At 48.9% G+C, this 19,970-nt stretch carries 20 protein-coding genes; 17 read left to right on the forward strand and 3 right to left on the reverse strand.

What is annotated here, in order from left to right; all coding sequences use genetic code 11:
• Window positions 1–98: 98 nt before the first annotated feature.
• On the forward strand, window positions 99–740 hold the full coding sequence (gene msrA / locus G6Q29_RS09060) for a peptide-methionine (S)-S-oxide reductase MsrA (RefSeq protein WP_165465339.1): 642 nt from the start codon (window positions 99–101) through the stop codon (window positions 738–740).
• Here msrA and G6Q29_RS09065 read toward each other — a convergent pair whose 3' ends face one another.
• Window positions 741–1,799, reverse strand: a complete 1,059-nt coding sequence (locus G6Q29_RS09065; protein ID WP_165465340.1) for a LacI family DNA-binding transcriptional regulator — start codon at window positions 1,797–1,799, stop codon at window positions 741–743.
• A gap of 192 nt (window positions 1,800–1,991) precedes the next feature.
• Here G6Q29_RS09065 and G6Q29_RS09070 point away from each other — a divergent pair, with 192 nt between their 5' ends.
• The 6 genes from G6Q29_RS09070 (at window position 1,992) to G6Q29_RS09095 (ending at window position 9,584) form a co-directional block, all read left to right on the forward strand.
• Window positions 1,992–3,143 (forward strand): Gfo/Idh/MocA family protein, encoded by a 1,152-nt coding sequence (locus G6Q29_RS09070; protein ID WP_165465341.1) that lies wholly within the window; start codon window positions 1,992–1,994, stop codon window positions 3,141–3,143.
• 15 nt (window positions 3,144–3,158) lie between these two features.
• Complete coding sequence (locus G6Q29_RS09075; protein ID WP_165465342.1) at window positions 3,159–4,337, forward strand: Gfo/Idh/MocA family protein; 1,179 nt, start codon at window positions 3,159–3,161, stop codon at window positions 4,335–4,337.
• Between the two features lie 2 nt (window positions 4,338–4,339).
• Window positions 4,340–5,407 carry a Gfo/Idh/MocA family protein gene (locus G6Q29_RS09080; RefSeq protein ID WP_165465343.1) on the forward strand — a complete coding sequence of 356 codons (1,068 nt, stop codon included), beginning with the start codon at window positions 4,340–4,342 and terminating at the stop codon, window positions 5,405–5,407.
• Between the two features lie 9 nt (window positions 5,408–5,416).
• A complete protein-coding gene (locus G6Q29_RS09085) occupies window positions 5,417–6,439 on the forward strand; it encodes a Gfo/Idh/MocA family protein (RefSeq protein ID WP_165465344.1) in 1,023 nt (340 codons plus the stop codon).
• 69 nt (window positions 6,440–6,508) lie between these two features.
• The gene (locus tag G6Q29_RS09090) at window positions 6,509–8,053 is read left to right on the forward strand and encodes an MFS transporter (protein WP_165465345.1); all 1,545 of its coding nucleotides are present in this window, start codon (window positions 6,509–6,511) and stop codon (window positions 8,051–8,053) included.
• Window positions 8,054–8,246: 193 nt separating this feature from the next.
• Complete coding sequence (locus tag G6Q29_RS09095; RefSeq protein WP_006810357.1) at window positions 8,247–9,584, forward strand: hemolysin family protein; 1,338 nt, start codon at window positions 8,247–8,249, stop codon at window positions 9,582–9,584.
• A gap of 76 nt (window positions 9,585–9,660) precedes the next feature.
• On the opposite strand, the gene G6Q29_RS09100 is transcribed toward G6Q29_RS09095, so the two are convergent.
• The gene (locus G6Q29_RS09100) at window positions 9,661–9,867 is read right to left on the reverse strand and encodes a DUF1107 domain-containing protein (RefSeq protein ID WP_003856054.1); all 207 of its coding nucleotides are present in this window, start codon (window positions 9,865–9,867) and stop codon (window positions 9,661–9,663) included.
• Window positions 9,868–10,191: 324 nt separating this feature from the next.
• Here G6Q29_RS09100 and G6Q29_RS09105 point away from each other — a divergent pair, with 324 nt between their 5' ends.
• On the forward strand, window positions 10,192–10,749 hold the full coding sequence (locus G6Q29_RS09105) for a YtfJ family protein (RefSeq protein WP_017383934.1): 558 nt from the start codon (window positions 10,192–10,194) through the stop codon (window positions 10,747–10,749).
• Here G6Q29_RS09105 and cysQ read toward each other — a convergent pair.
• On the reverse strand, window positions 10,743–11,483 hold the full coding sequence (cysQ, locus tag G6Q29_RS09110; protein WP_165465346.1) for a 3'(2'),5'-bisphosphate nucleotidase CysQ: 741 nt from the start codon (window positions 11,481–11,483) through the stop codon (window positions 10,743–10,745). The genes G6Q29_RS09105 and cysQ overlap by 7 nt on opposite strands.
• A 190-nt stretch (window positions 11,484–11,673) precedes the next feature.
• Between cysQ and cpdB the strand changes: the two genes are divergently transcribed.
• The 9 genes from cpdB to G6Q29_RS09160 all read left to right on the forward strand — a co-directional run bounded on the left by cpdB (window position 11,674) and on the right by G6Q29_RS09160 (window position 19,938).
• The gene (gene cpdB, locus G6Q29_RS09115; RefSeq protein ID WP_165465347.1) at window positions 11,674–13,617 is read left to right on the forward strand and encodes a 2',3'-cyclic-nucleotide 2'-phosphodiesterase; all 1,944 of its coding nucleotides are present in this window, start codon (window positions 11,674–11,676) and stop codon (window positions 13,615–13,617) included.
• Between the two features lie 780 nt (window positions 13,618–14,397).
• Window positions 14,398–15,156 carry a winged helix-turn-helix domain-containing protein gene (locus G6Q29_RS09125; RefSeq protein ID WP_165465348.1) on the forward strand — a complete coding sequence of 253 codons (759 nt, stop codon included), beginning with the start codon at window positions 14,398–14,400 and terminating at the stop codon, window positions 15,154–15,156.
• A complete protein-coding gene (locus G6Q29_RS09130; protein WP_165465349.1) occupies window positions 15,146–15,604 on the forward strand; it encodes a hypothetical protein in 459 nt (152 codons plus the stop codon). The genes G6Q29_RS09125 and G6Q29_RS09130 overlap by 11 nt, the downstream gene beginning before the upstream one ends.
• 684 nt (window positions 15,605–16,288) lie before the next feature.
• Window positions 16,289–16,588, forward strand: coding sequence for a putative holin (locus G6Q29_RS09135; protein WP_165465350.1), 300 nt, complete (start codon window positions 16,289–16,291; stop codon window positions 16,586–16,588).
• 69 nt (window positions 16,589–16,657) lie between these two features.
• Entirely contained in the window at window positions 16,658–17,086 is a 429-nt protein-coding gene (locus tag G6Q29_RS09140) for a lysozyme (protein ID WP_165465351.1), read from the forward strand.
• Between the two features lie 39 nt (window positions 17,087–17,125).
• Window positions 17,126–18,382 carry a beta-ketoacyl-[acyl-carrier-protein] synthase family protein gene (locus G6Q29_RS09145; RefSeq protein WP_165465352.1) on the forward strand — a complete coding sequence of 419 codons (1,257 nt, stop codon included), beginning with the start codon at window positions 17,126–17,128 and terminating at the stop codon, window positions 18,380–18,382.
• Window positions 18,379–19,152 carry a hypothetical protein gene (locus tag G6Q29_RS09150; RefSeq protein WP_165465353.1) on the forward strand — a complete coding sequence of 258 codons (774 nt, stop codon included), beginning with the start codon at window positions 18,379–18,381 and terminating at the stop codon, window positions 19,150–19,152. Before G6Q29_RS09145 ends, G6Q29_RS09150 begins: the two co-directional genes overlap by 4 nt.
• Window positions 19,127–19,399, forward strand: a complete 273-nt coding sequence (locus G6Q29_RS09155) for an acyl carrier protein (RefSeq protein WP_165465354.1) — start codon at window positions 19,127–19,129, stop codon at window positions 19,397–19,399. Before G6Q29_RS09150 ends, G6Q29_RS09155 begins: the two co-directional genes overlap by 26 nt.
• The gene (locus G6Q29_RS09160; RefSeq protein WP_165465355.1) at window positions 19,396–19,938 is read left to right on the forward strand and encodes a hypothetical protein; all 543 of its coding nucleotides are present in this window, start codon (window positions 19,396–19,398) and stop codon (window positions 19,936–19,938) included. Before G6Q29_RS09155 ends, G6Q29_RS09160 begins: the two co-directional genes overlap by 4 nt.
• The last annotated feature ends 32 nt before the right edge of the window (window positions 19,939–19,970 follow it).

The following is a 19,970-nucleotide window of genomic DNA, read 5'->3' on the forward strand; positions in this document are numbered from 1 at the left end:
TTATGATTAAATCTAGACTCATTCATCGCATTTATTGTGTTCAATTAAACGCTTCGTGACAACCTTAACCGAAACAACGCTACCCGGGAGGCCCCACCGTGAGTTTATTCGATAAAAAGCATCTGGTATCACAAGCCGATGCATTACCGGGACGCAACACCCCTATGCCAGTGGCAACGTTACACGCCGTAAACAACCATTCAATGACAAACGTTCCTGATGGCATGGAGATCGCCCTGTTTGCCATGGGCTGCTTCTGGGGCGTAGAACGTCTCTTCTGGCAACTGCCGGGCGTGTACAGCACCGCTGCGGGCTACACCGGAGGATATACGCCTAACCCAACCTACCGCGAAGTTTGTTCCGGTGAGACCGGTCACGCCGAAGCGGTGCGTGTGGTGTATGACCCGAGCATCATCAGCTATGAACAGCTGCTCCAGGTATTCTGGGAAAACCATGACCCGGCGCAGGGCATGCGTCAGGGTAACGATCACGGCACCCAATACCGTTCGGCCATCTATCCGCTCACCCCTGAACAGGAGGCCGCGGCGCACGCCAGCCTGACGCGTTTCCAGGAAGCGATGCAGGCGGCCGGTGATAAACGTCAGGTCACGACGGAAATCGCTACCGCGAAACCGTTCTACTATGCTGAAGACGACCACCAGCAGTATCTGCATAAAAATCCGTACGGCTATTGCGGAATTGGCGGCATCGGCGTTTGCCTGCCCCCACAGCAGGCCTGATTACTCCAGCAGCGCCACGCGAGCCGCGTGGCGCGTGGCATTACTCACCGAACCGTAATCAATAACTTTCCCCTGCAACAGCAGGTTAAACACCGGTGCCTGTGGTCGGTTCAGCCGCGTTTGCAGCAAATGCACCGCTTCTATACCCAAATCACGACACGGCACCGTGATCCCCGTGATGGGCTTTTCAAGCCGATTTGCCAGATTCCAGGCAAAATCAGTGGTGATGATGGAGATGTCTTCCGGTACGCGTAGACCATGCCGCTGTAACGCCTTCAGCACGCCCTCGGTCATACTGGTGCTGTTGGGAAAAATGACCTCAGGCCACTGCACTCTGTCGTGACGTAACAGCCACGCATCCAGTTCGCGCTCAGCCTCTTCAGCGGTAAACCACTCCGTGACCAGTAAATCCCGCTGCGGCTCGAACGCCACGTGAAAATGCCGGTACGCCTCTTTAATGCCGTCCAGCCTGGCATAGAGCGTGTCGCGGCGAAGACAGGTAATGGTCAGCACGCGGCGATGGCCTTGTTCGAAGAGATATTGCATTGTGGTAAAGCCAATCGCGCGGTGATCGGGCGAAACCGAATCCAGCACCCGGTCCCGGTCTACGGAATTAATTAATACACAGGGTTTATTCAGGGTGCTGGCTAGTTTAAATATGGTTGAATCATCCGTACCAATGATAATTATTGCGTTTATATTTTTATGGCTGGCCTTTTCCATAAATAACTTCACGTCCGCATTTTGTTCTTCCAGTCCGCAATAACTGATCCAGACATTGTGGCGCGCGCTGGCTTCCGCAATGCCTTTGGTTACTTCCAGATAAAAAATATCCCCACGTCCCTGAAACGTTCTTTCAGGCGCAAATACAGCGATTCCGTTAATTAACAGTCGTCCGCTCGCCATCGACTCCAGCACGCCAAGCTCCCGCGCGGTGCGGACAATCGCTTCCCGGGCCTTCTCGCTGGTATAAGACTTGCCGCTCAACACCCTGGAAACCGTGCTCACGGAATAGCCCGTCAGGGACGCGATCTCCTCCATTTTTAACTTGCCCGGCATAGTGTGACCTCGCTCGCAATCAGTTTTTGCAAATATTTGCAGAAACAGCGCGTTGATTTTAAAACCAAATTTCAAAAGCATTGGAGTTTACTTATTGACCTTGCGAGTATTCTCACAAAAACACATTGTCGCTACGGCTCGCCTTTCCTATTTTTCGGTCATCACGCTTTCTGACTGAAATTAAGGTGAGACATGGAGAAGGTACGTTTTGGCATTATTGGTATAGGCAATATCGGTACGGTCCACGCGCGCTATTTACTGGCCGGAACCGTCAGCGACGCCTGCCTTACGGCGGTGTGCGATAACGCGACGGAAAAGCACCCGGCCATTCGGCAGCTGGTTGGCGACATTCCGCTGTTCAGTGATGCGCAGGAGATGCTCCAGAGCGGGCTTATCGATGCGGTCATTGTCGCCACGCCGCATTACGATCACCCGCGCCTGTCGATGCTGGCGATGCGCCACGGCATCCATACCCTGTGTGAGAAGCCGGCAGGCGTCTATACCGCACAGGTCCAGGAGATGAACGCCTGTGCCCGGGAGTGCGACGTGGTCTTCGGCATTATGTATAACCAGCGGCCCAATCCGCTGTATCAGAAAGTCAAATGTCTGATCGACAGCGGCGAGCTGGGCGAAATCCGCCGTTCCAACTGGATCATCACTAACTGGTATCGCTCGCAGAGTTACTACAATTCCGGCGGCTGGCGCGCAACCTGGAAAGGGGAAGGCGGCGGCGTGCTGCTCAATCAGGATCCGCATCAGCTCGATCTCTGGCAGTGGCTGGTGGGCATGCCGGTTCGTCTGCGTGCGTTTTGCCAGTTCGGGAAGCATCGCGACATTGAAGTTGAAGACGAGGTCACCGCCTATGCGGAGTACGCCAACGGCGCAACCGGCGTGTTTATCACCACCGTTGCAGAAACGCCGGGCACCAACCGTCTGGAGATCGCGGGCGATCGCGGCAAAGTCGTCGTTGAAGAAGGAAAACTGCGCTACTGGCGGCTGCGCGAATCAGAAACCGAGTTTAACGCCCGCTGGCAGAATGGCTTCGGTGAGCCGGAATGCTGGGAAGTTTCTATCCCTGTTGCCCCGGAATACAGCGAACACCACGTCATCACCGCCAACTTCTGCGCCGCCGTGCTGCGCGGCGAGCCGCTGATTGCGCCGGGTCTGGAAGGTATTCGCGGTTTAACCCTCTCTAACGCCATGCACCTCTCCACCTGGACTGACGACTGGGTTGAGCTACCGCTGAATGAAAAGCAGTACCTGCGCCTGCTCCAGCAACGTATCAGCACCTCAGTGGCTAAAGAGAGCACCAGCATCACGCTGGATGCCTCTGGCACCTGGTAACTTCGGAGATAAACGATGTTAAATGTCGCCATCGTGGGAACAGGGAATATCTCGCATAACCATATTCAGGGCTATTTGCAGTTTGGCCAGCGCTGCCGGATTGTTGCACTGGTTGATATCTATCCGGAGAAAGCGGAAGAGAAAAAAGCGCGGTATGGCCTGACGGACGCCCGCGTATATGCCAGCCACCAGGAGATGCTGGAGGACGCGCTTCCCATCGATATTGTTGACGTCTGCACCCCGCCCTATGTGCATGCGGAGATCGGCATTGATGCGCTTCATGCTGGCTGCCATGTACTCTGCGAAAAACCGATGGCCGCCTCGCTGGAGGAGTGTGATGCGATGATTACCGCCCAGCAGGCCAGCGGAAAAACACTTTCCATTATTGCCCAGAACCGTTTTACCGACGCCTTCTGGCGCTTAAAAGCGGCGCTGGATTCCGGCCTCGCCGGAAAAATATGCCATGCGCAGGTGGATTCCTTCTGGTGGCGCGGACATTGCTACTACGACCTGTGGTGGCGCGGCACGTGGGAAAAGGAAGGGGGCGGCTGTACGCTGAACCACGCGGTGCACCATATCGACGCCATTCAGTGGATGCTCGGCTTCCCGTCTGAGGTGGTGGCGATGATGACCAACGTGGCGCATGACAATGCCGAAGTGGAAGACCTGAGCGCCGCTATCTTTACATACCCCAGCGGCGCGCTTACGCAGCTTACCGCCTCGGTGGTGCACCACGGGGAAGATCAGAAAATCATTATCCAGGGTGATAAAGCCCGTATCTCCGCCCCGTGGCAGGCTTATGCCAGCGTAAGTGCTGATAACGGTTTCCCGCAGGAGACCCGCGACCTTGAGCGAGAAGCTCAACTTAATGCCGTTTTCCAGGCGACACCCAATCTCGAATGGACCCTGCATACCGGGCAGATTAACGACCTGCTCCAGAGCATTGAGCGCGGTACAGCCCCGCTGGTGGACGGCGTGCAGGGAAAGCGCTCGCTGGAGTTGATTACCGCGATGTATAAATCAGCCATTACCCGTAGCGTCGTCTCCCTGCCCATTGGCCGCGACGATCCGTTTTACCGTACCGGCGGGACGAACGCCCTCGCCCCCCGTTTTTATGAAAAATCCACAAGCGTCGCCAACTTCAGCGAAGTGGGCGCTATCCCTCTGGGTAAAAATCTGGATCGAGGACTGTAACCATGAACAAGAATGACGGAATGAACTACGCACCGGTGGGCAAACCGCAGCCGGTGGTGCAGGCGGGTGAATTTGTATTTGCCGCCGCCGCACTCGACCACGGCCATATCTACGGAATGTGTAATGGCCTGATTGAAGCAGGCGCCACGCTGAAGTGGGTTTGCGATCCCGATCCGGCAAAAGTGGAGACATTTGTTCAGCGGTACCCGCACGTGAAGGTGGCTGATTCCCTGGACGTTATTCTCGCCGATGATAACGTGCGCCTGGTGGCCGGGGCGGCCATCCCCTCCGAACGCTGCGCGCTGGGGCTGAAGGCGATGGCGGCTGGCAAAGACTACTTCACGGACAAAGCACCGCTCACCACCCTTGACCAGCTGGCCGACGCCAAAGCGATGGTAGAGAAAACCGGGAGAAAGTACGCGGTCTACTACAGCGAGCGTCTGCACGTGGAAAGTGCGGTCTTTGCCGGGCAACTGGTGCAACAGGGTGCCATTGGTCGCGTGGTGCAGACCCTGGGCATGGGGCCGCACCGTGAAGGGACTGGACGCCCGGAGTGGTTCTACGATCGTCGCGACTTCGGCGGCATCCTGTGCGATATAGGCAGCCACCAGATCGAGCAATTTCTCTTTTATACCGGCAACCGCGACGCCACCGTGGTCGCCAGTCAGGTGCGCAACGTTAACCACCCGCAGTATCCCGCATTCGAAGACTTTGGCGACGCGATGCTCAAAGGAGAAAACGGTGCCAGCGGCTATTTCCGCTGCGACTGGTTTACGCCTGACGGGCTTTCAACGTGGGGCGATGGGCGTCTGACGCTGCTCGGTACGGACGGGTATATCGAGATCCGTAAATACGTCGATCTCACCCGTGGGGAGCAGGATGTCGTCTACCTCGTCAATAACGAGGGCGAGTTCCGCTATTCGGTGGCCGGGCAGGTTGGATTCCCCTACTTTGGCGAACTGATCCTCGACTGCCTGCACCGCACCGAAAATGCCATGACTCAGGCGCATGCTTTTAAAGCGGCCGAATTATGCGTGAAGGCACAAATGCTCGCAAACGCAGCTGACTAAGGGGGCGTCATGAATATCCTGAACACGGCGATTATCGGTGCCGGGGCTATTCACCGTTGCCATGTGAACGCCCTGAGGCAAATCCCGAATGTCGCGCTGCGCGCGCTGGTCGATATCGACAGCGTCAAAGGCCTTAAGCTGGCGATGAACTATCAATGTCGCTTTTATCAGGATTACCGGGAAATGCTGCTGGATGACAGCATCGATGTAGTGCATATCTGCACGCCACACTTCGAACATAAAAACATGATTCTGGCAGCGCTGGCCGCCGGAAAGCATGTTTTTTGCGAGAAACCGGTGGGCATGAACAGCAGCGAGCTTGCCGATATTACCACTGCCACGGCGCAGGCGTCCGGCAGGCTCGGCGTTTGCTACCAGAACCGGCACAACCCCAGCAGCCTTCGCATTCAGAAAGAGCTGGCGCAGGGGGGGCTGGGCAAGATGCTGAGTATCAAAGCGGTTCTGACCTGGTCCCGATCGGGGACGTACTACACGGAAAGCCCGTGGCGGGGTCAGCTGTCTACGGAAGGCGGAAGCCTGCTGATCAACCAGGCGATCCATACTCTCGATCTGATGCAGTGGTTCGGGGGTGGCGTCACGCGGCTGAAGGGGGTGGTCGACAGCGGTGAACTGGCCGACGTTACGGAAGGAGAAGACAGCGCGATGGCCACGCTGCACTTCACCAACGGCGCCCGCGGCCTGTTTTATGCCAGCAACTGCAACACCATGGATTCCCCCCTCTGGCTGGAGATCCACTGCGAGCGCGGCTCGCTGTTGCTCAACGACAACACGCTCTGGCGCATAACGCCTGGCGAACGGCTTCGCCTTGAAAGCGATGCCTCTCCCGATGGCACGGCAAAAAGTTACTGGGGATTAGGACACCAGCAGGCGATCCGCCGTTTTTATCATGCCATTCATCACCCGGAGAGTACGGATTTTACCGATATTCGTACCGCCGGAAAATCACTCAAGCTTGTGGAGGCTTTTTATCGGTCATCTCAGTTAAGACAATGGATAGATATTAACAATTAGAACGTCACGTGTAGTCCAGCAGTGCAATAAAAATACAACCTCTACATCTACCCTACACTGGATATTATTATGGTTAAACCAACTGAACGCAGAGTGGGTTATGGCGTGGCGCTTGGCTACGGCATAACCGACCTCTTTGGCGGAGGCGCTTTCGCTATTATCGGCACCTGGCTGTTATTTTTTTACACCACCTATTGCGGATTATCCGTCGTGGAAGCCGGCTCTATATTTGCAATCGCCCGCGTTATTGACGCGATATTAAGCCCAATAATGGGATATATCACCGATAACTTTGGTGATACCTGGCTTGGACGTAAATTTGGCCGTCGTCGCTTCTTCTTATTACTTAGCTCTCCTTTAATGTTCCTGTATGCCCTGCTGTGGGTGACTGATATGGGTTACTGGTATTACCTGGGCACCTATCTCTCCATCGAACTGCTTTCAGCGATGGTGCTGGTACCGTGGGAAACCCTCGCTGCTGAGATGACCAACCGATATGAAGAGCGCAGCCGCCTGTCCGGGGTGCGAATGATCTGCTCGCAGCTGGGCGGTTTTCTGGCGGTGTCGGTGCCGGGAGTGATTATGCAGTTTACCGGTAAAGATAATTCATTTACCTACACGCTTACCGGACTGATATTTTCCTGCGTTTTTTGCATAGCGGTATTTATAACCTGGTACAGCACCTGGGAAGCAAAAGATGTGCATCAGGAGTATAACTTCAAAGTCGATACTAAGCGCAGCAGCGGGCTGGGCAATCATCTGAAATATCTGGTGCTGGATCTTTTCTCCTCTTTCCGCATTCGCGCGTTCCGCCTGCATATTATTATTTATATCTTTTCATTTACCGCGATGGACGTATTTGGTTCTGTATTTACCTATTACGTTGTTTATTGCCTGAGTCAGGATGCAGCGGCAGTTTCTGGCTGGCTGAGTATTGCGGCGTTTGCCTCGGTGCCGGGCACGTACGGATTTATGCTGCTACTCAACAGGCTGAACATGACCCCTTCCGCCGCGTTGCGCTTTTCCTATAGCTGTATCTTCCTGGTGCTGGCATTCCTGTTTACGGTTTATCTCACCAAAACAGAGGTGCCGACGCTATTGTTCTCCGCCGTCTTTATTCTTTTGGGTGCGGCCCGCTCAGGCCTCTATTACATCCCGTGGAATATTTATAGCTTTATTCCGGATATTGACGAGATCGTCACGCAGCAGCGTCGTGAAGGCATTTTTGCCGGCGTAATGGTGTTGACTCGCAAAAGCACCGTTGCCATTGCGATCATGATGATCGGCCTGGTCTTGCAGGAGTCCGGTTTTGTGAAAGGCAGTGGCGCACAGCCTGAAAGCGCGCTGGGAGCGATAATGGGTCTGATGATTTTTGCCACCGCTGCGCTGCTGGCGGTGAGCTTCTTCGCCACCTACAAGTTTAAGCTGACCCGCGAAACGCACAAAGTGCTGCTTAAAGAGATCGCGCGTCGGAAGCTCGGTGGCGACTATCGCGACTGCGATACCGACACCCGCGTGGTCATCAAACAACTAACAGGCTATGAGTACGATCAGGTCTGGGGCGGCGATGCCACACGCCTGACTGTGGGCGTACACTTATCCACCGTGAAATAGCCCCTCTCGCCGGATCCGCCCTGTGCCGGTCCGGCTTTTTTTGTCGAAAACGTGACCTCTGGCAGATTTACACGCCTTTACGCTATACTACCGCTGAAATCATCGGCTCAACGCTACGAGCCGACGTTCAATGTGTCTTCACACGAATGTATCAACTCCCCTTCTGAGGATCTGGCGAGAAGCCGGATAAACTATGTTAAACAGTATTTTAGTAATACTTTGTCTCATTGCCGTCAGTGCATTTTTCTCGATATCAGAGATCTCGCTGGCTGCCTCTCGTAAAATCAAACTGAAGCTGCTCGCCGACGAGGGCAACATTAACGCATCACGCATTCTGAAAATGCAGGAAAACCCCGGCATGTTCTTTACCGTGGTGCAGATTGGCCTGAACGCGGTCGCCATTCTTGGCGGTATCGTGGGTGATGCAGCGTTTTCTCCGGCGTTTTATAGCCTCTTTGTTAAGTACATGTCCGTGGAGCTGGCGGAGCAGTTAAGCTTTATTCTCTCCTTCTCCCTGGTGACCGGCTTGTTCATTTTATTCGCGGACCTGACCCCGAAACGCATCGGTATGATTGCGCCAGAAGCTGTGGCTTTGCGTATCATCAACCCGATGCGCTTCTGTCTGTACGTCTTCCGCCCGCTGGTGTGGTTCTTTAACGGCCTGGCGAACGTAATCTTCCGCATCTTCAAGCTGCCAATGGTGCGTAAAGATGACATCACCTCCGACGATATTTATGCGGTGGTGGAAGCCGGAGCGCTGGCAGGGGTGCTGCGCAAGCAGGAACACGAGCTCATTGAGAACGTATTCGAACTGGAATCCCGTACCGTGCCGTCCTCCATGACCGGCCGTGAAAACATCATCTGGTTCGATCTGCATGAAGACGAGCAGAGCCTGAAGACCAAAGTGGCGCAGCATCCACACTCCAAGTTTCTGGTCTGTAACGAAGATATCGACCATATCATCGGCTATGTGGACTCCAAAGACCTGCTGAACCGCGTGCTGGCAAACCAGAGCCTGGCGCTGAACAGCGGCGTGCAGATCCGCAACACCCTCATTGTGCCGGACACCCTGACGCTCTCCGAAGCGCTGGAAAGTTTCAAAACCGCCGGGGAAGACTTCGCGGTAATCATGAACGAATACGCGCTGGTGGTGGGTATTATCACCCTCAACGATGTCATGACGACGCTGATGGGCGATCTGGTCGGCCAGGGGCTGGAAGAGCAAATTGTGCAGCGTGATGAGAACTCATGGCTCATCGATGGCGGTACGCCGATTGAAGACGTCATGCGCGTACTCGACATCGACGAGTTCCCACAGTCCGGCAACTACGAGACCATTGGCGGCTTTATGATGTTCATGCTGCGCAAAATCCCGAAACGTACCGACTCGGTGAAGTTCTCAGGCTTCAAGTTTGAAGTGGTGGATATTGATAACTACCGCATCGACCAGCTGCTGGTAACGCGTATTGATAGCAAACCGACCGTGCTGGTGCCGAAACTGCCAGATGCGGAAGAGAAGGTGTCGGCGTAATCCGTTATACGTGCCGCAAACATCAACGGCTCCCATCGGGAGCCGTCTTTTTAACTACTACTGCATAGCACGTTAGTTAAGCCATCTCAGTTTGCAGACGCATAACCTGACGGTTGACTTCGGACATCACAGACAAGTGCTGTTTGTCCTTCACTTTCGGGATAAGGATTTTGCCCTTATCGAACTCAAAAGCGCCAACATCCTTGATGTACAACCGTCCACGGAACAGGATCTTCACGTACTTCGCCACCTGAAGCGGGTTGTAGCGTTGGAAAATTTTCATTCTTGTATCTCCTGCGAATCATACGCTCTTGCGGTGCCACAATCGGCCCGACTGTCCTGAGCGCAAATTTTGATGCCCAATGACTATAGACCAGAACCTTGTACTTACCCAGTGTGCATAAGTTTATTTACCGTTTGATTACAATTATTCAGAATAATCTTTGCAAAGCGTGATACAGCGCAGTATATGCCGTCGTTTTTGCATAGTTATGTGCGTTCGCCCGCAAACTGGCATCGGGATTGCGGGAAAAGCCTATTGATCGCACTTATGATTAAAAGCGCATGACCAAGTGGTCGGATCACCTGCTAACAATAAGGAAACACCATGACCCTACGTAACCTCCTGGCAGCAGCTTGCCTGTTGCTGCCGTTAATGGCTTCCGCACACAACATTGAAAAAGGGCAACGTGTCCCGCCTGTCGGCATTGCTGACCGGGGGGAATTGATTCTCGACAATGATAAGTTTAGCTATAAAGCCTGGAACAGCGCGCAGCTTGCGGGCAAAGTGAGAGTTGTACAACATATTGCCGGACGTACATCCGCTAAAGAGAAAAACGCTACCCTTGTGGAAGCGATCAAGGCCGCAAAACTCCCGCACGATCGTTACCAGACCACCACTATCGTGAACACCGACGACGCGATTCCCGGCTCCGGGATGTTTGTGCGCTCAAGCCTTGAAAGCAATAAGAAGCTCTATCCGTGGTCGCAGTTTATTGTCGACAGCAACGGCGTGACGCGTAAGGCGTGGCAGCTGGAAGAAGAGAGTTCAGCGATTGTCGTGCTGGATAAAAACGGTCGCGTACAGTGGGTTAAAGACGGCGCGCTGACGCAGGATGAGGTGCAGCAGGTGGTTGCCCTGCTGCATAAGCTGCTGACTCAGTAAAGTGACACCCGAAAGCCTGGATTCAGGAATGACTCGCGCGGGGTGTAGTCAAGCGGCTTACCCTGCCAGTCATGCACATGCGCGCCAGCGGCGGCCGCTACCGCATGCCCTGCCGCCGTATCCCAGACGTTAGTCGGCCCAAAACGGGGGTACAGCTGCGCCTGCCCTTCCGCCACCAGACAGAACTTCAGCGACGAGCCAATCGACGTCGTCTGATGTTCACCCAGCTGTTGCAGGTACTCCTCCAGCTCGCTGTCGCTGTGCGAGCGGCTGATCACCACCAGCGGAGGATGGGCATCGCGCACCTGGATCTGCTTACGCACGCCGCACTCTTCCTTCCAGGCTTTACCTTCCGCCGCGCTGTACATCACTTTCATCACCGGGGCGTAAACCACGCCAAGCACCGCTTTGCCTTTTTCAATCAGGGCGATGTTGACGGTGAATTCACCGTTACGCTTGATAAACTCTTTCGTGCCGTCCAGCGGGTCGACCAGCCAGTAACGCTGCCAGTGCTGACGTTCGTCCCAGCTCTGGGGCGCTTCTTCAGAAAGGACCGGAATGTCCGGCGTCAGGGCCTGCAAACCTCTCAGGATCACCGCATGCGCCGCGATATCCGCCGCCGTCACCGGGGAGTCGTCCGCTTTGCTGACAACATCCATCGGTGTGGCACCGTCGTATACCTGCATAATGGCATCACCCGCATCCCGTGCGAGCTGACAAATTTTATCTAACATTCTCCACCTCTTCGTTAACACAGTGGGCATAACTTATTGTTTTAGTTATATCGTAATGTGAACAATTCCGCTATCTGTGAAGCAATTCTGGTTTCAGCGCCCTTTTTTCTGGCAGCATTCACACTTCTGTAAGCAACAAATACTCCATACATATTCTTTTGTGGCTTGGATCGTAAAAAGGACTCCTCAGATGATTAAGTTTAGCGCAACGCTCCTGGCAACGCTGATTGCAGCAAGCGTTCAGGCGGCGACGGTGGATCTCCGTATTCTGGAAACCACCGATCTGCACAGCAACATGATGGACTTCGATTACTACAAAGATACTCCTACGGAAAAATTCGGACTGGTACGTACGGCAAGTTTGATCAACGCCGCCCGTGGTGAAGTGAAAAACAGCGTGCTGGTCGATAACGGGGACCTAATTCAGGGCAGTCCGCTCGGCGACTACATGGCGGCGAAGGGGCTGAAAAAAGGCGAGATCCACCCTGTCTATAAAGCGATGAACACCCTGGATTATGCGGTTGGCAACCTGGGCAACCACGAATTCAATTACGGCCTGAAATACCTGCACGACGCGCTGGCAGGGGCAAAATTCCCGTACGTTAACGCCAATATCATCGACGTTAAGACGAAGAAGCCGCTCTTCACCCCTTATCTGATTAAAGAGACCGAGGTTGTCGACCAGGACGGTAAAAAGCAGACGCTGAAAATCGGCTATATCGGTTTTGTGCCGCCACAGATCATGACGTGGGATAAAGCCAACCTCGACGGGAAAGTGACCGTCAACGATATTACCGAAACCGCGCGCAAATACGTGCCGGAGATACGGGCGAAAGGGGCGGATGTGGTCGTCGTCGTGGCGCACTCTGGCCTCTCGGCCGACCCGTATCAGGTGATGGCTGAGAACTCAGTGTACTATCTCAGTCAGGTACCTGGCGTGGATGCGATCCTGTTTGGTCACGCCCACGCCGTCTTCCCGGGTAAAGATTTCGCCGGTATCAAAGGCGCGGACATCGAAAAAGGAACGCTCAACGGTGTGCCATCGGTGATGCCGGGCATGTGGGGGGACCACCTTGGCGTCGTGGATCTGGTACTGAGTAACGACAGCGGAAGCTGGAAAGTCACGCAGTCGAAAGCGGAAGCGCGTCCGATCTACGACGCAGCGGCCAAAAAATCGCTGGCTGAAGAAGATAAAAAGCTGATCGGCGTCCTGAAGCATGACCACGACGCGACGCGTGAATTTGTCAGCAAGCCGATTGGGAAATCCGCCGACAACATGTACAGCTTCCTGGCCCTGGTACAGGATGACCCGACCGTGCAGGTGGTCAACATGGCGCAGAAAGCCTATGCGGAGCACTATATTCAGGGCGATCCAGACCTGGCAGAGCTGCCGGTTCTGTCTGCCGCGGCGCCATTTAAAGTGGGCGGGCGTAAGAACGATCCGGCAAGCTATGTAGAGGTTGAAAAAGGCCAACTGACGTTTCGTAATGCCGCCGATCTTTATCTCTATCCCAACACGCTCGTGGTGGTGAAAGCCACCGGGAAAGAGGTGAAGGAGTGGCTGGAGTGCTCTGCCGGGCAGTTCAACCAGATCGATCCGCACAGCAGTAAACCACAGTCGCTGATTAACTGGGAGGGCTTCCGCACCTATAACTTTGACGTGATCGACGGCGTGAATTATCAGATTGACGTCACCCAACCGGCGAAATATGACGGCGAATGCCAGACCATTAACCCGCAGGCCGAGCGCATCAAAAACCTGACCTTTAACGGCAAGGCGATCGATCCAAATGCCACCTTCCTGGTGGTGACCAATAATTATCGCGCCTATGGCGGTAAGTTTGCCGGTACGGGGGATAACCACATCGCTTTTGCTTCGCCGGACGAAAACCGCTCGGTGCTGGCGGCGTGGATCAGTGCGGAATCAAAGAAGTCGGGTGAAATTCACCCGGCCGTGGATAACAACTGGCATCTGGCGCCGATACAAAGCGACACGACGCTGGATATTCGTTTTGAAACCTCCCCATCCGATAAGGCTGCCGCGTTCATTAAAGATAAGGCGCAGTATCCGATGAAAAAGGTCGCGACGGATGATATTGGCTTCGCGATTTATCAGGTGGATTTGAATAAGTAAAAGCAAAACGGCAACGCACGTTGCCGTTTTTGGTGTTTGTTCCCTCTCCCTGTGGGAGAGGGCCAGGGTGAGAGCATCACGCCGCCCGCTCCTCCTCATTTGCCATCACTTTCGGCGTATTCATCTCATTCCATTCCGCCAGCGTCACTTTCTCGCTGACCTCTATTGTCAACGCGCATTTGTTCGCTGCGCGTCGGCATCGTTGTTTTCATACTTACCTCTTTATACGTATTTACTAAAAGCTAGCAATGGTGTCAGACGCCGCATCAGAGAGTGCGCGAGTGCTGCTTAAAATAACGTTCTGTAAGCGTTTAACGCACAGAACCTTCTTCGTGAATGAATAATCTCATATAACCCAAGTTGCACTGTATAACTTATTACTTTAAAAATATTGCAATGCAGTTATTAAGATGTTGCCTAATATGTTAATAAAAAATAATAGTATCCACATGCTCCTTTTACATAAAAAAAGGCCAAAATATATTGTATTCATATAATAGCCACAAATAAAAATAATAATAAAAACAATGAGATAAAGTAGACAAATGAGATGTGCGTTTATTCTTAAGGAAAATTTATGATAGAGGATTGCAGATTATGTGGTTTACCGTTAACATTAAGTGATGTGAAGGATTAAGGTAGTTATAATTAGTTAAAATACACCTCAATCTCTGTATACCCTCTCATTAAAGAATCCATAAAGGAATCTCTTAATATTATTAAGAGAGCGTTTCCTTGTATGCATAATTAATTTTTGGACATTCGGAACAATACCTTGAAATGTACTTTCTAATCGATGACAAGTTTGAATTTAAACCAAATAGTTTAACTTTAAAAAATTTAGAGGATGATTCTCAGACAGTCACACTGTCAGCTCCTGCAAGTCGTTGCTTTCTCTTTTTGTTAGAAAATGCACCAAACATTGTCTCGCAAAAAGAAATAATTGAATTTGTTTGGGGAAGTGAAGGGATGATTATTCCAAAAAATACACTTTACCAAAATATATCCATCATCCGCAGGGAATTGAGAAACATAGGTTGTGAAAATAAAATTATTACTACCGTATCCAGAAAAGGTTTTGTGATAAGTAGTGATAATATCAAATCTCATATACAAGATTACAATATTGCAGGTCCCAATGATGATAAACAGAAACCTTTAATCATACAGAAACCCAGGAAATCAAAACTTAAGAAATACATTATATCTCTGGCGACTTTATTGTTACCACTTTTACTATTCATAATAATATATTCTAAAATAAATAACACGGAAAATTTTTATCAAGGATATAAATACGAGAAAGCCTTTCAGGAATGTGAACTTCATTACAATGAAAACAATGAAATTGCACTGCAAAGAATCCTTTCAGAAGTTAAGTCTCATTTAAGCTGCAAAAGTTTTCGTTATGTCTATATTGATGTTAAACCCTCTGCACGAAGTAATACAATTGTGACATGCGCAAGGCCCTTTACATCGGACGTCAAAAACAAATGTATTTCATTGTACATTCTGCGGAAAGTAAATTATGAAAAATAAAATCTTATTCGGTCTCTTGCTTCTGGTCATCATATTCTGTTCCGTATTATTTTTTCATCAAGTCATAAATGATCACAAAAATGGCTGCACCGCTGACACTTATATAATTGAAAAAGGACATTCATATGATATGCTACTGGATGTCAATCTTTCCCATGGGGAAAACACAGGGGTTATATCTGTGGAGGGTAGTTACAGGAATAAACTAATTCGTCGTGACGTCTATTTCTCATACATGAGAGATGATGACGATTATATATTAAAATCTACCGAAGTAGAGATCATAGAACCAATAAACACCATTACCAATTCTGAACTAAAAAACATTCTCCCAGATTTCTTTATCTTTCCCGAGAAAAAACTGAGGTATACCATTAGAAAACAAGCTAATAATGGATATCTGTTTTTTGTAGGAAGCAGACCCGTTTTATATTGTTCTCCAAAATAACCTCTGTTACAGGAACTCATTTTCAAAAAGCAGTATGCCCTTTAGGGTGACAGTGAATCAATCGGGCATAATAATCGGTATGAATTTTCCCTGGTGTAAAGAATTAAAGACTCTCTACATGCTGCGCTCTACCCCACGGGCTTATCTGCTCACTCCTCCACCCTTTGCTGGATTCTCATTTTCCCATCAATAACAGAAGTCATGAATCTCCCCTGAAAGCGCTACATCAGACTCAATGAGAATCGAAGGAACAACCAGAAAATGTTGTTCTGAAGATCAAGAGTGTGCCTATCCAGCTCAAATACAATCATAACACGTGTCGCACAATGCCCCCAACACGCCTAACACATTGTTGTCAGCAAGGTCTTTTCTCTAAATATATGAACCACTACTGGTATTATTATTTGTGACATGGCGCATATATTACAAATAGATGAATGTGAAATTTTATTATCAAGATCTTAAATTGCATATTATGAATTATTACACATTCATTAAGATTTAGAATTTTCCTTGCTAATCAACACGTTAAATCTCAATAAAGTTAATTTCTTCTTTAGATAGGGAACAGCTATCACTCGAAAAAATATCAATTGGAATAATCCATTATTATTATCCTCAACAGCTATATAAGTTAATTCCAACTTAACGCGGCATAGCCAAACAGTTCAGATAGATTATTTGATGTCGAATGTCTGGGAGGAAGAAATGTATGATTCGATCCAATTAGCATTTTCTGCGCTATCAGGAGCGACCTTATTCATCGTGACCCAAAGAAAATTTAATGGTCAAAAGAAGATAATTATATTTGTTGTATCTTTTGTAGTAGGGATTTTCGGTGCGGAAACAACATTAGCATTAACGGAGTTTATTATAGGTTATAACTTGATCGAGAGTCGCTATATAGGTGCATTTATATGTAGCTCACTTGTAGTCTCAGTAATGATTAAAATAATTAACTTTATAGACACTCATAAACTTTGATTGAAAGTGACATAACTTTATGTGGCAACAAAAAAACACGAATTGGTAATTCCTCTCAGGGAGAGAGATATGCGCACGAGTGAAAGAGGTAAAGAATTAATTAAAAGTTTTGAAGGTTTAAGACTTCAATCATACCAATGCCTGGCAGGTATCTGGACGATTGGCTATGGCCATACCAAAAACGTGTCACGTGGTGATGTCATGACGCGAGAGACTGCCGAGCACTATTTCAATGAGTCAATTTTACAGAAAGAACAAATAGTAAAAAAATTTGTAATGGTATCTTTAAATCAGCAGCAGTTTGATGCTTTAGTCTCCTTTGTTTTCAATTTAGGAGAGGGTAATTTTCGGCGTTCAACTCTGCTTCAGAAGATAAATCAGAATGATTTCGCAGGAGCATCACAAGAGTTTAAACGATGGATTTATGCAAATGGCAAACAAGCGCCAGGGCTATTACGCAGACGTAAAGCTGAAGAGCAGTTATTCAGCCAGCCTTAGCATACCCTCCTTTCAACAGGTGAAAAATTTAGGTGCATTATGAAAGAACATAAAGTCGTTATCACTGGCATGGGCCTGATGAGTGCCGGTGGCAAAAACGTAGCAGAAGCATGGGATAACATTTTACGGAAAAATCATTCTTTTTCGACTATCGCTCATAAACCTGAAAATGTGGCATCGACATTCTATTCTTTTATCGAAACCACCGATGATATGTTTTCAAAACTTCCGAACAGCATCACTAATATTTTGTCAAAGCACGGAAAACTGGCGCTGGAAAGCTGCCGACAGGCTATCAGTCAGGCGTTTGGAGAAAATAACAGCCCTACAGAGCATTATCACCCTTTTGAATGCGGCGTTATTCTTGGAAGCGGCTGGGGACCTTTTGATGATATTAGCAAGTTAACGCTCAAATATGATCAGATGGGTATTACACATCCGCGAAGTAATTTTATTACGATGCCAAGTTCTATGACAGCCGCGTGTGCGATCATGTATGGTCTGCAAGGATATCAAAATACAATTGCAGCAGCATGCGCTACCGGAAACATGGCGATTGGAGAAGCTTTCAACGCGATCAAAATGGGTCGTGCTAAGTTTATGGTGGCCGGAGGCGCGGAATCATTAACAAGTGAGCTTGGCATCTGGAGCATTGATGTTCTAAAAGCGCTTTCAAAGGAGAGCGAAGACCCCGCCCGTGCCTCTTGTCCTTTTAGCCTGGATCGTTCTGGATTTGTACTTGCAGAAGGCAGCGCGGTCATTTGCCTGGAAGAATATAACAGTGCCGTAAATCGGGGAGCCAATATTCTTGCAGAGATAACAGCATATGCCAGTTTTTCAGATGGCGATCATATTTCGCGGCCAGCGGAGGATGTGGCATGCAGAGTCGAAACCATTACAGAAGCATTGAAACTGGCGAAATTAGGTGCAAATGATATCGGCTATATCAATGCCCATGGTACGTCGACACCGCTGAATGACTTGTATGAGACCAAAGCACTAAAAAAAGCATTTGGAAAACAAGCTTATAACATTCCAGTATCAAGTACTAAATCCTATACAGGACATTTAATCGGGGCTGCGGGAAGTTATGAAACGATCGTCTGCGTTAAGGCGTTAAATGAGAATACCTTACCCTCCACGATTAACCTTAAAAACCCGGATCCCCAATGCGATCTTAATTATTTAGCTAAAGACCACTTATACAATGCAAATGTAGATAACGTCATAAATCTCAGTTCTGGGTTTGGAGGGCACAATTCAGCATTAGTGATTACCCGGTACAAAAAGTCATGATCAAATTTGATTTCAATGACATTTTAAAATGGTCAGAGATTACGGGTGATACTAATCCTGTTCACTATATAAAAACGACTGGGGGATACATATTACCAGGGATGCTCGTGATATGTCACTTATTCACTCGATTGTTAAACGCCAAAATTACTGGGGAAGATGCCTTATCAGTCAACATTCGTTTTCACAAACAAACGTTTACTGATCGAAACTATCTCCTTAACAATAAAGATGAAACTTATGTACTAGAAGACCTAGACTCACAATGCTTTATAAGCATGAAAAGAACAGTAACGCAGAGAAAAAAAGATTTAAATTTAGGTAGCCAACTCGAATTAATTAATTTTAATAATAAAGAGAGAGAAGCATACAAATTACGATGCTCAAATAGGCTCCCATGGCTATCTAATAAAAACATTTACATTATAAGCTTGAGCTTTTTCGCATTATTGAATTCTCGAACGTTCCTGCGGCAGAAGGGAAAGAAGTATACATCAGCAGAGGATTATTTTAATTCGTCCAATACTCTTGTGCTGGGACAAACCTATACCTTTACTAAAGAATTCATTATGGAGACGTTTAGGCCTACAGATATTTCAGTACTGATTAAAGACGACATTTTAATACCAGTAGCTGCAAATAAATACATCCGACAAATCACATGTGACGTCGTACATGGCAATGAGGTGATTTTAAGTTATAGCACGACACTTCAAATCTCTGAAGATATTAAGGATATTAGAAATGATTCTGAAAGAAGAAATATTTGAAAAAACCAAAGTTAGAATTTTACTTATGAAAGATGTCAGCGGAGCAAGCATAGATATCGCTTGTCCTTTATCTACCCTAGGCTTTGATAGTTTAGATTACATAGAACTGCAAATCTTTGCACAGGAGGAGTATTCAGTAAAAATTCCAGATAGCTTTTTCACGCTTACCCGCAACGTTACGGTTGGTGATGTTGTTGAATATATTTATGAGACTAATAGTTTACTAACAAACAAGGAAACATTATGAAATTATTATCTGTTGGCCATTTTAACGCACTTTTTAAGGATGCCGAAAAACCTGCATGGACTGGAAAACCTTGCTATTTCAGCAAAGGTTCTGAAATCGTTCCATTTATTATTGACGAGAATAAGTTGGTTGTAGAGTTTGTTATCCCGGAACATATTCTGGATCCACAGCAATCCCCAGTTTTCTTTGTAGGTGGAATCAATGAGCATTTCTTAATGCCTCGCGATTACCGCTTGTTAAAAATTAACAAGGTAAATGATTCGGGTTTTATGGATATTATTCGAGATGATGATCTTCTCTTCTCTAAACCTGAAATGGCGCCATTATATATTTCATGCGTGCAGGAAGCGGTTTGCAAATTTGTCAAATCAACCCCTGGCGTTAACGCCTTTATCTTCGAAGGGAAAGGAAAACATAATCAACTGGTAAGAAATACATTAACCAAAGAGAATCATGATTTGTCAGACTATTTCGAAGTGAAGAATTCCACACAACTTTCTGACGCTTACTCTTATTTTGAAATCATGCCAAAAAACTGAATAAACGAAGAATAATCCTGGAGAAATAAACT

The sequence above is a fragment of the Enterobacter cloacae genome (genome assembly GCF_011078175.1).
Classification (GTDB): Bacteria; Pseudomonadota; Gammaproteobacteria; order Enterobacterales; family Enterobacteriaceae; genus Enterobacter; species Enterobacter cloacae_Q.

Bases quoted from the DNA above. Each gene is read 5' to 3' on its own strand.
- G6Q29_RS09080 (WP_165465343.1), top strand. From the start codon at position 4,340: ATGAACAAGAATGACGGAATGAACTACGCACCGGTGGGCAAACCGCAG.
- G6Q29_RS09155 (WP_165465354.1), top strand. From the start codon at position 19,127: ATGATTCTGAAAGAAGAAATATTTGAAAAAACCAAAGTTAGAATTTTA.
- G6Q29_RS09065 (WP_165465340.1), bottom strand. From the start codon at position 1,799: ATGCCGGGCAAGTTAAAAATGGAGGAGATCGCGTCCCTGACGGGCTAT.
- cpdB (WP_165465347.1), top strand. From the start codon at position 11,674: ATGATTAAGTTTAGCGCAACGCTCCTGGCAACGCTGATTGCAGCAAGC.
- G6Q29_RS09075 (WP_165465342.1), top strand. From the start codon at position 3,159: ATGTTAAATGTCGCCATCGTGGGAACAGGGAATATCTCGCATAACCAT.
- G6Q29_RS09070 (WP_165465341.1), top strand. From the start codon at position 1,992: ATGGAGAAGGTACGTTTTGGCATTATTGGTATAGGCAATATCGGTACG.
- G6Q29_RS09095 (WP_006810357.1), top strand. From the start codon at position 8,247: ATGTTAAACAGTATTTTAGTAATACTTTGTCTCATTGCCGTCAGTGCA.
- cysQ (WP_165465346.1), bottom strand. From the start codon at position 11,483: ATGTTAGATAAAATTTGTCAGCTCGCACGGGATGCGGGTGATGCCATT.
- G6Q29_RS09160 (WP_165465355.1), top strand. From the start codon at position 19,396: ATGAAATTATTATCTGTTGGCCATTTTAACGCACTTTTTAAGGATGCC.
- G6Q29_RS09145 (WP_165465352.1), top strand. From the start codon at position 17,126: ATGAAAGAACATAAAGTCGTTATCACTGGCATGGGCCTGATGAGTGCC.
- G6Q29_RS09105 (WP_017383934.1), top strand. From the start codon at position 10,192: ATGACCCTACGTAACCTCCTGGCAGCAGCTTGCCTGTTGCTGCCGTTA.
- G6Q29_RS09130 (WP_165465349.1), top strand. From the start codon at position 15,146: ATGAAAAATAAAATCTTATTCGGTCTCTTGCTTCTGGTCATCATATTC.
- G6Q29_RS09125 (WP_165465348.1), top strand. From the start codon at position 14,398: ATGTACTTTCTAATCGATGACAAGTTTGAATTTAAACCAAATAGTTTA.
- G6Q29_RS09090 (WP_165465345.1), top strand. From the start codon at position 6,509: ATGGTTAAACCAACTGAACGCAGAGTGGGTTATGGCGTGGCGCTTGGC.
- G6Q29_RS09135 (WP_165465350.1), top strand. From the start codon at position 16,289: ATGTCGAATGTCTGGGAGGAAGAAATGTATGATTCGATCCAATTAGCA.
- G6Q29_RS09140 (WP_165465351.1), top strand. From the start codon at position 16,658: ATGCGCACGAGTGAAAGAGGTAAAGAATTAATTAAAAGTTTTGAAGGT.
- G6Q29_RS09085 (WP_165465344.1), top strand. From the start codon at position 5,417: ATGAATATCCTGAACACGGCGATTATCGGTGCCGGGGCTATTCACCGT.
- G6Q29_RS09100 (WP_003856054.1), bottom strand. From the start codon at position 9,867: ATGAAAATTTTCCAACGCTACAACCCGCTTCAGGTGGCGAAGTACGTG.
- G6Q29_RS09150 (WP_165465353.1), top strand. From the start codon at position 18,379: ATGATCAAATTTGATTTCAATGACATTTTAAAATGGTCAGAGATTACG.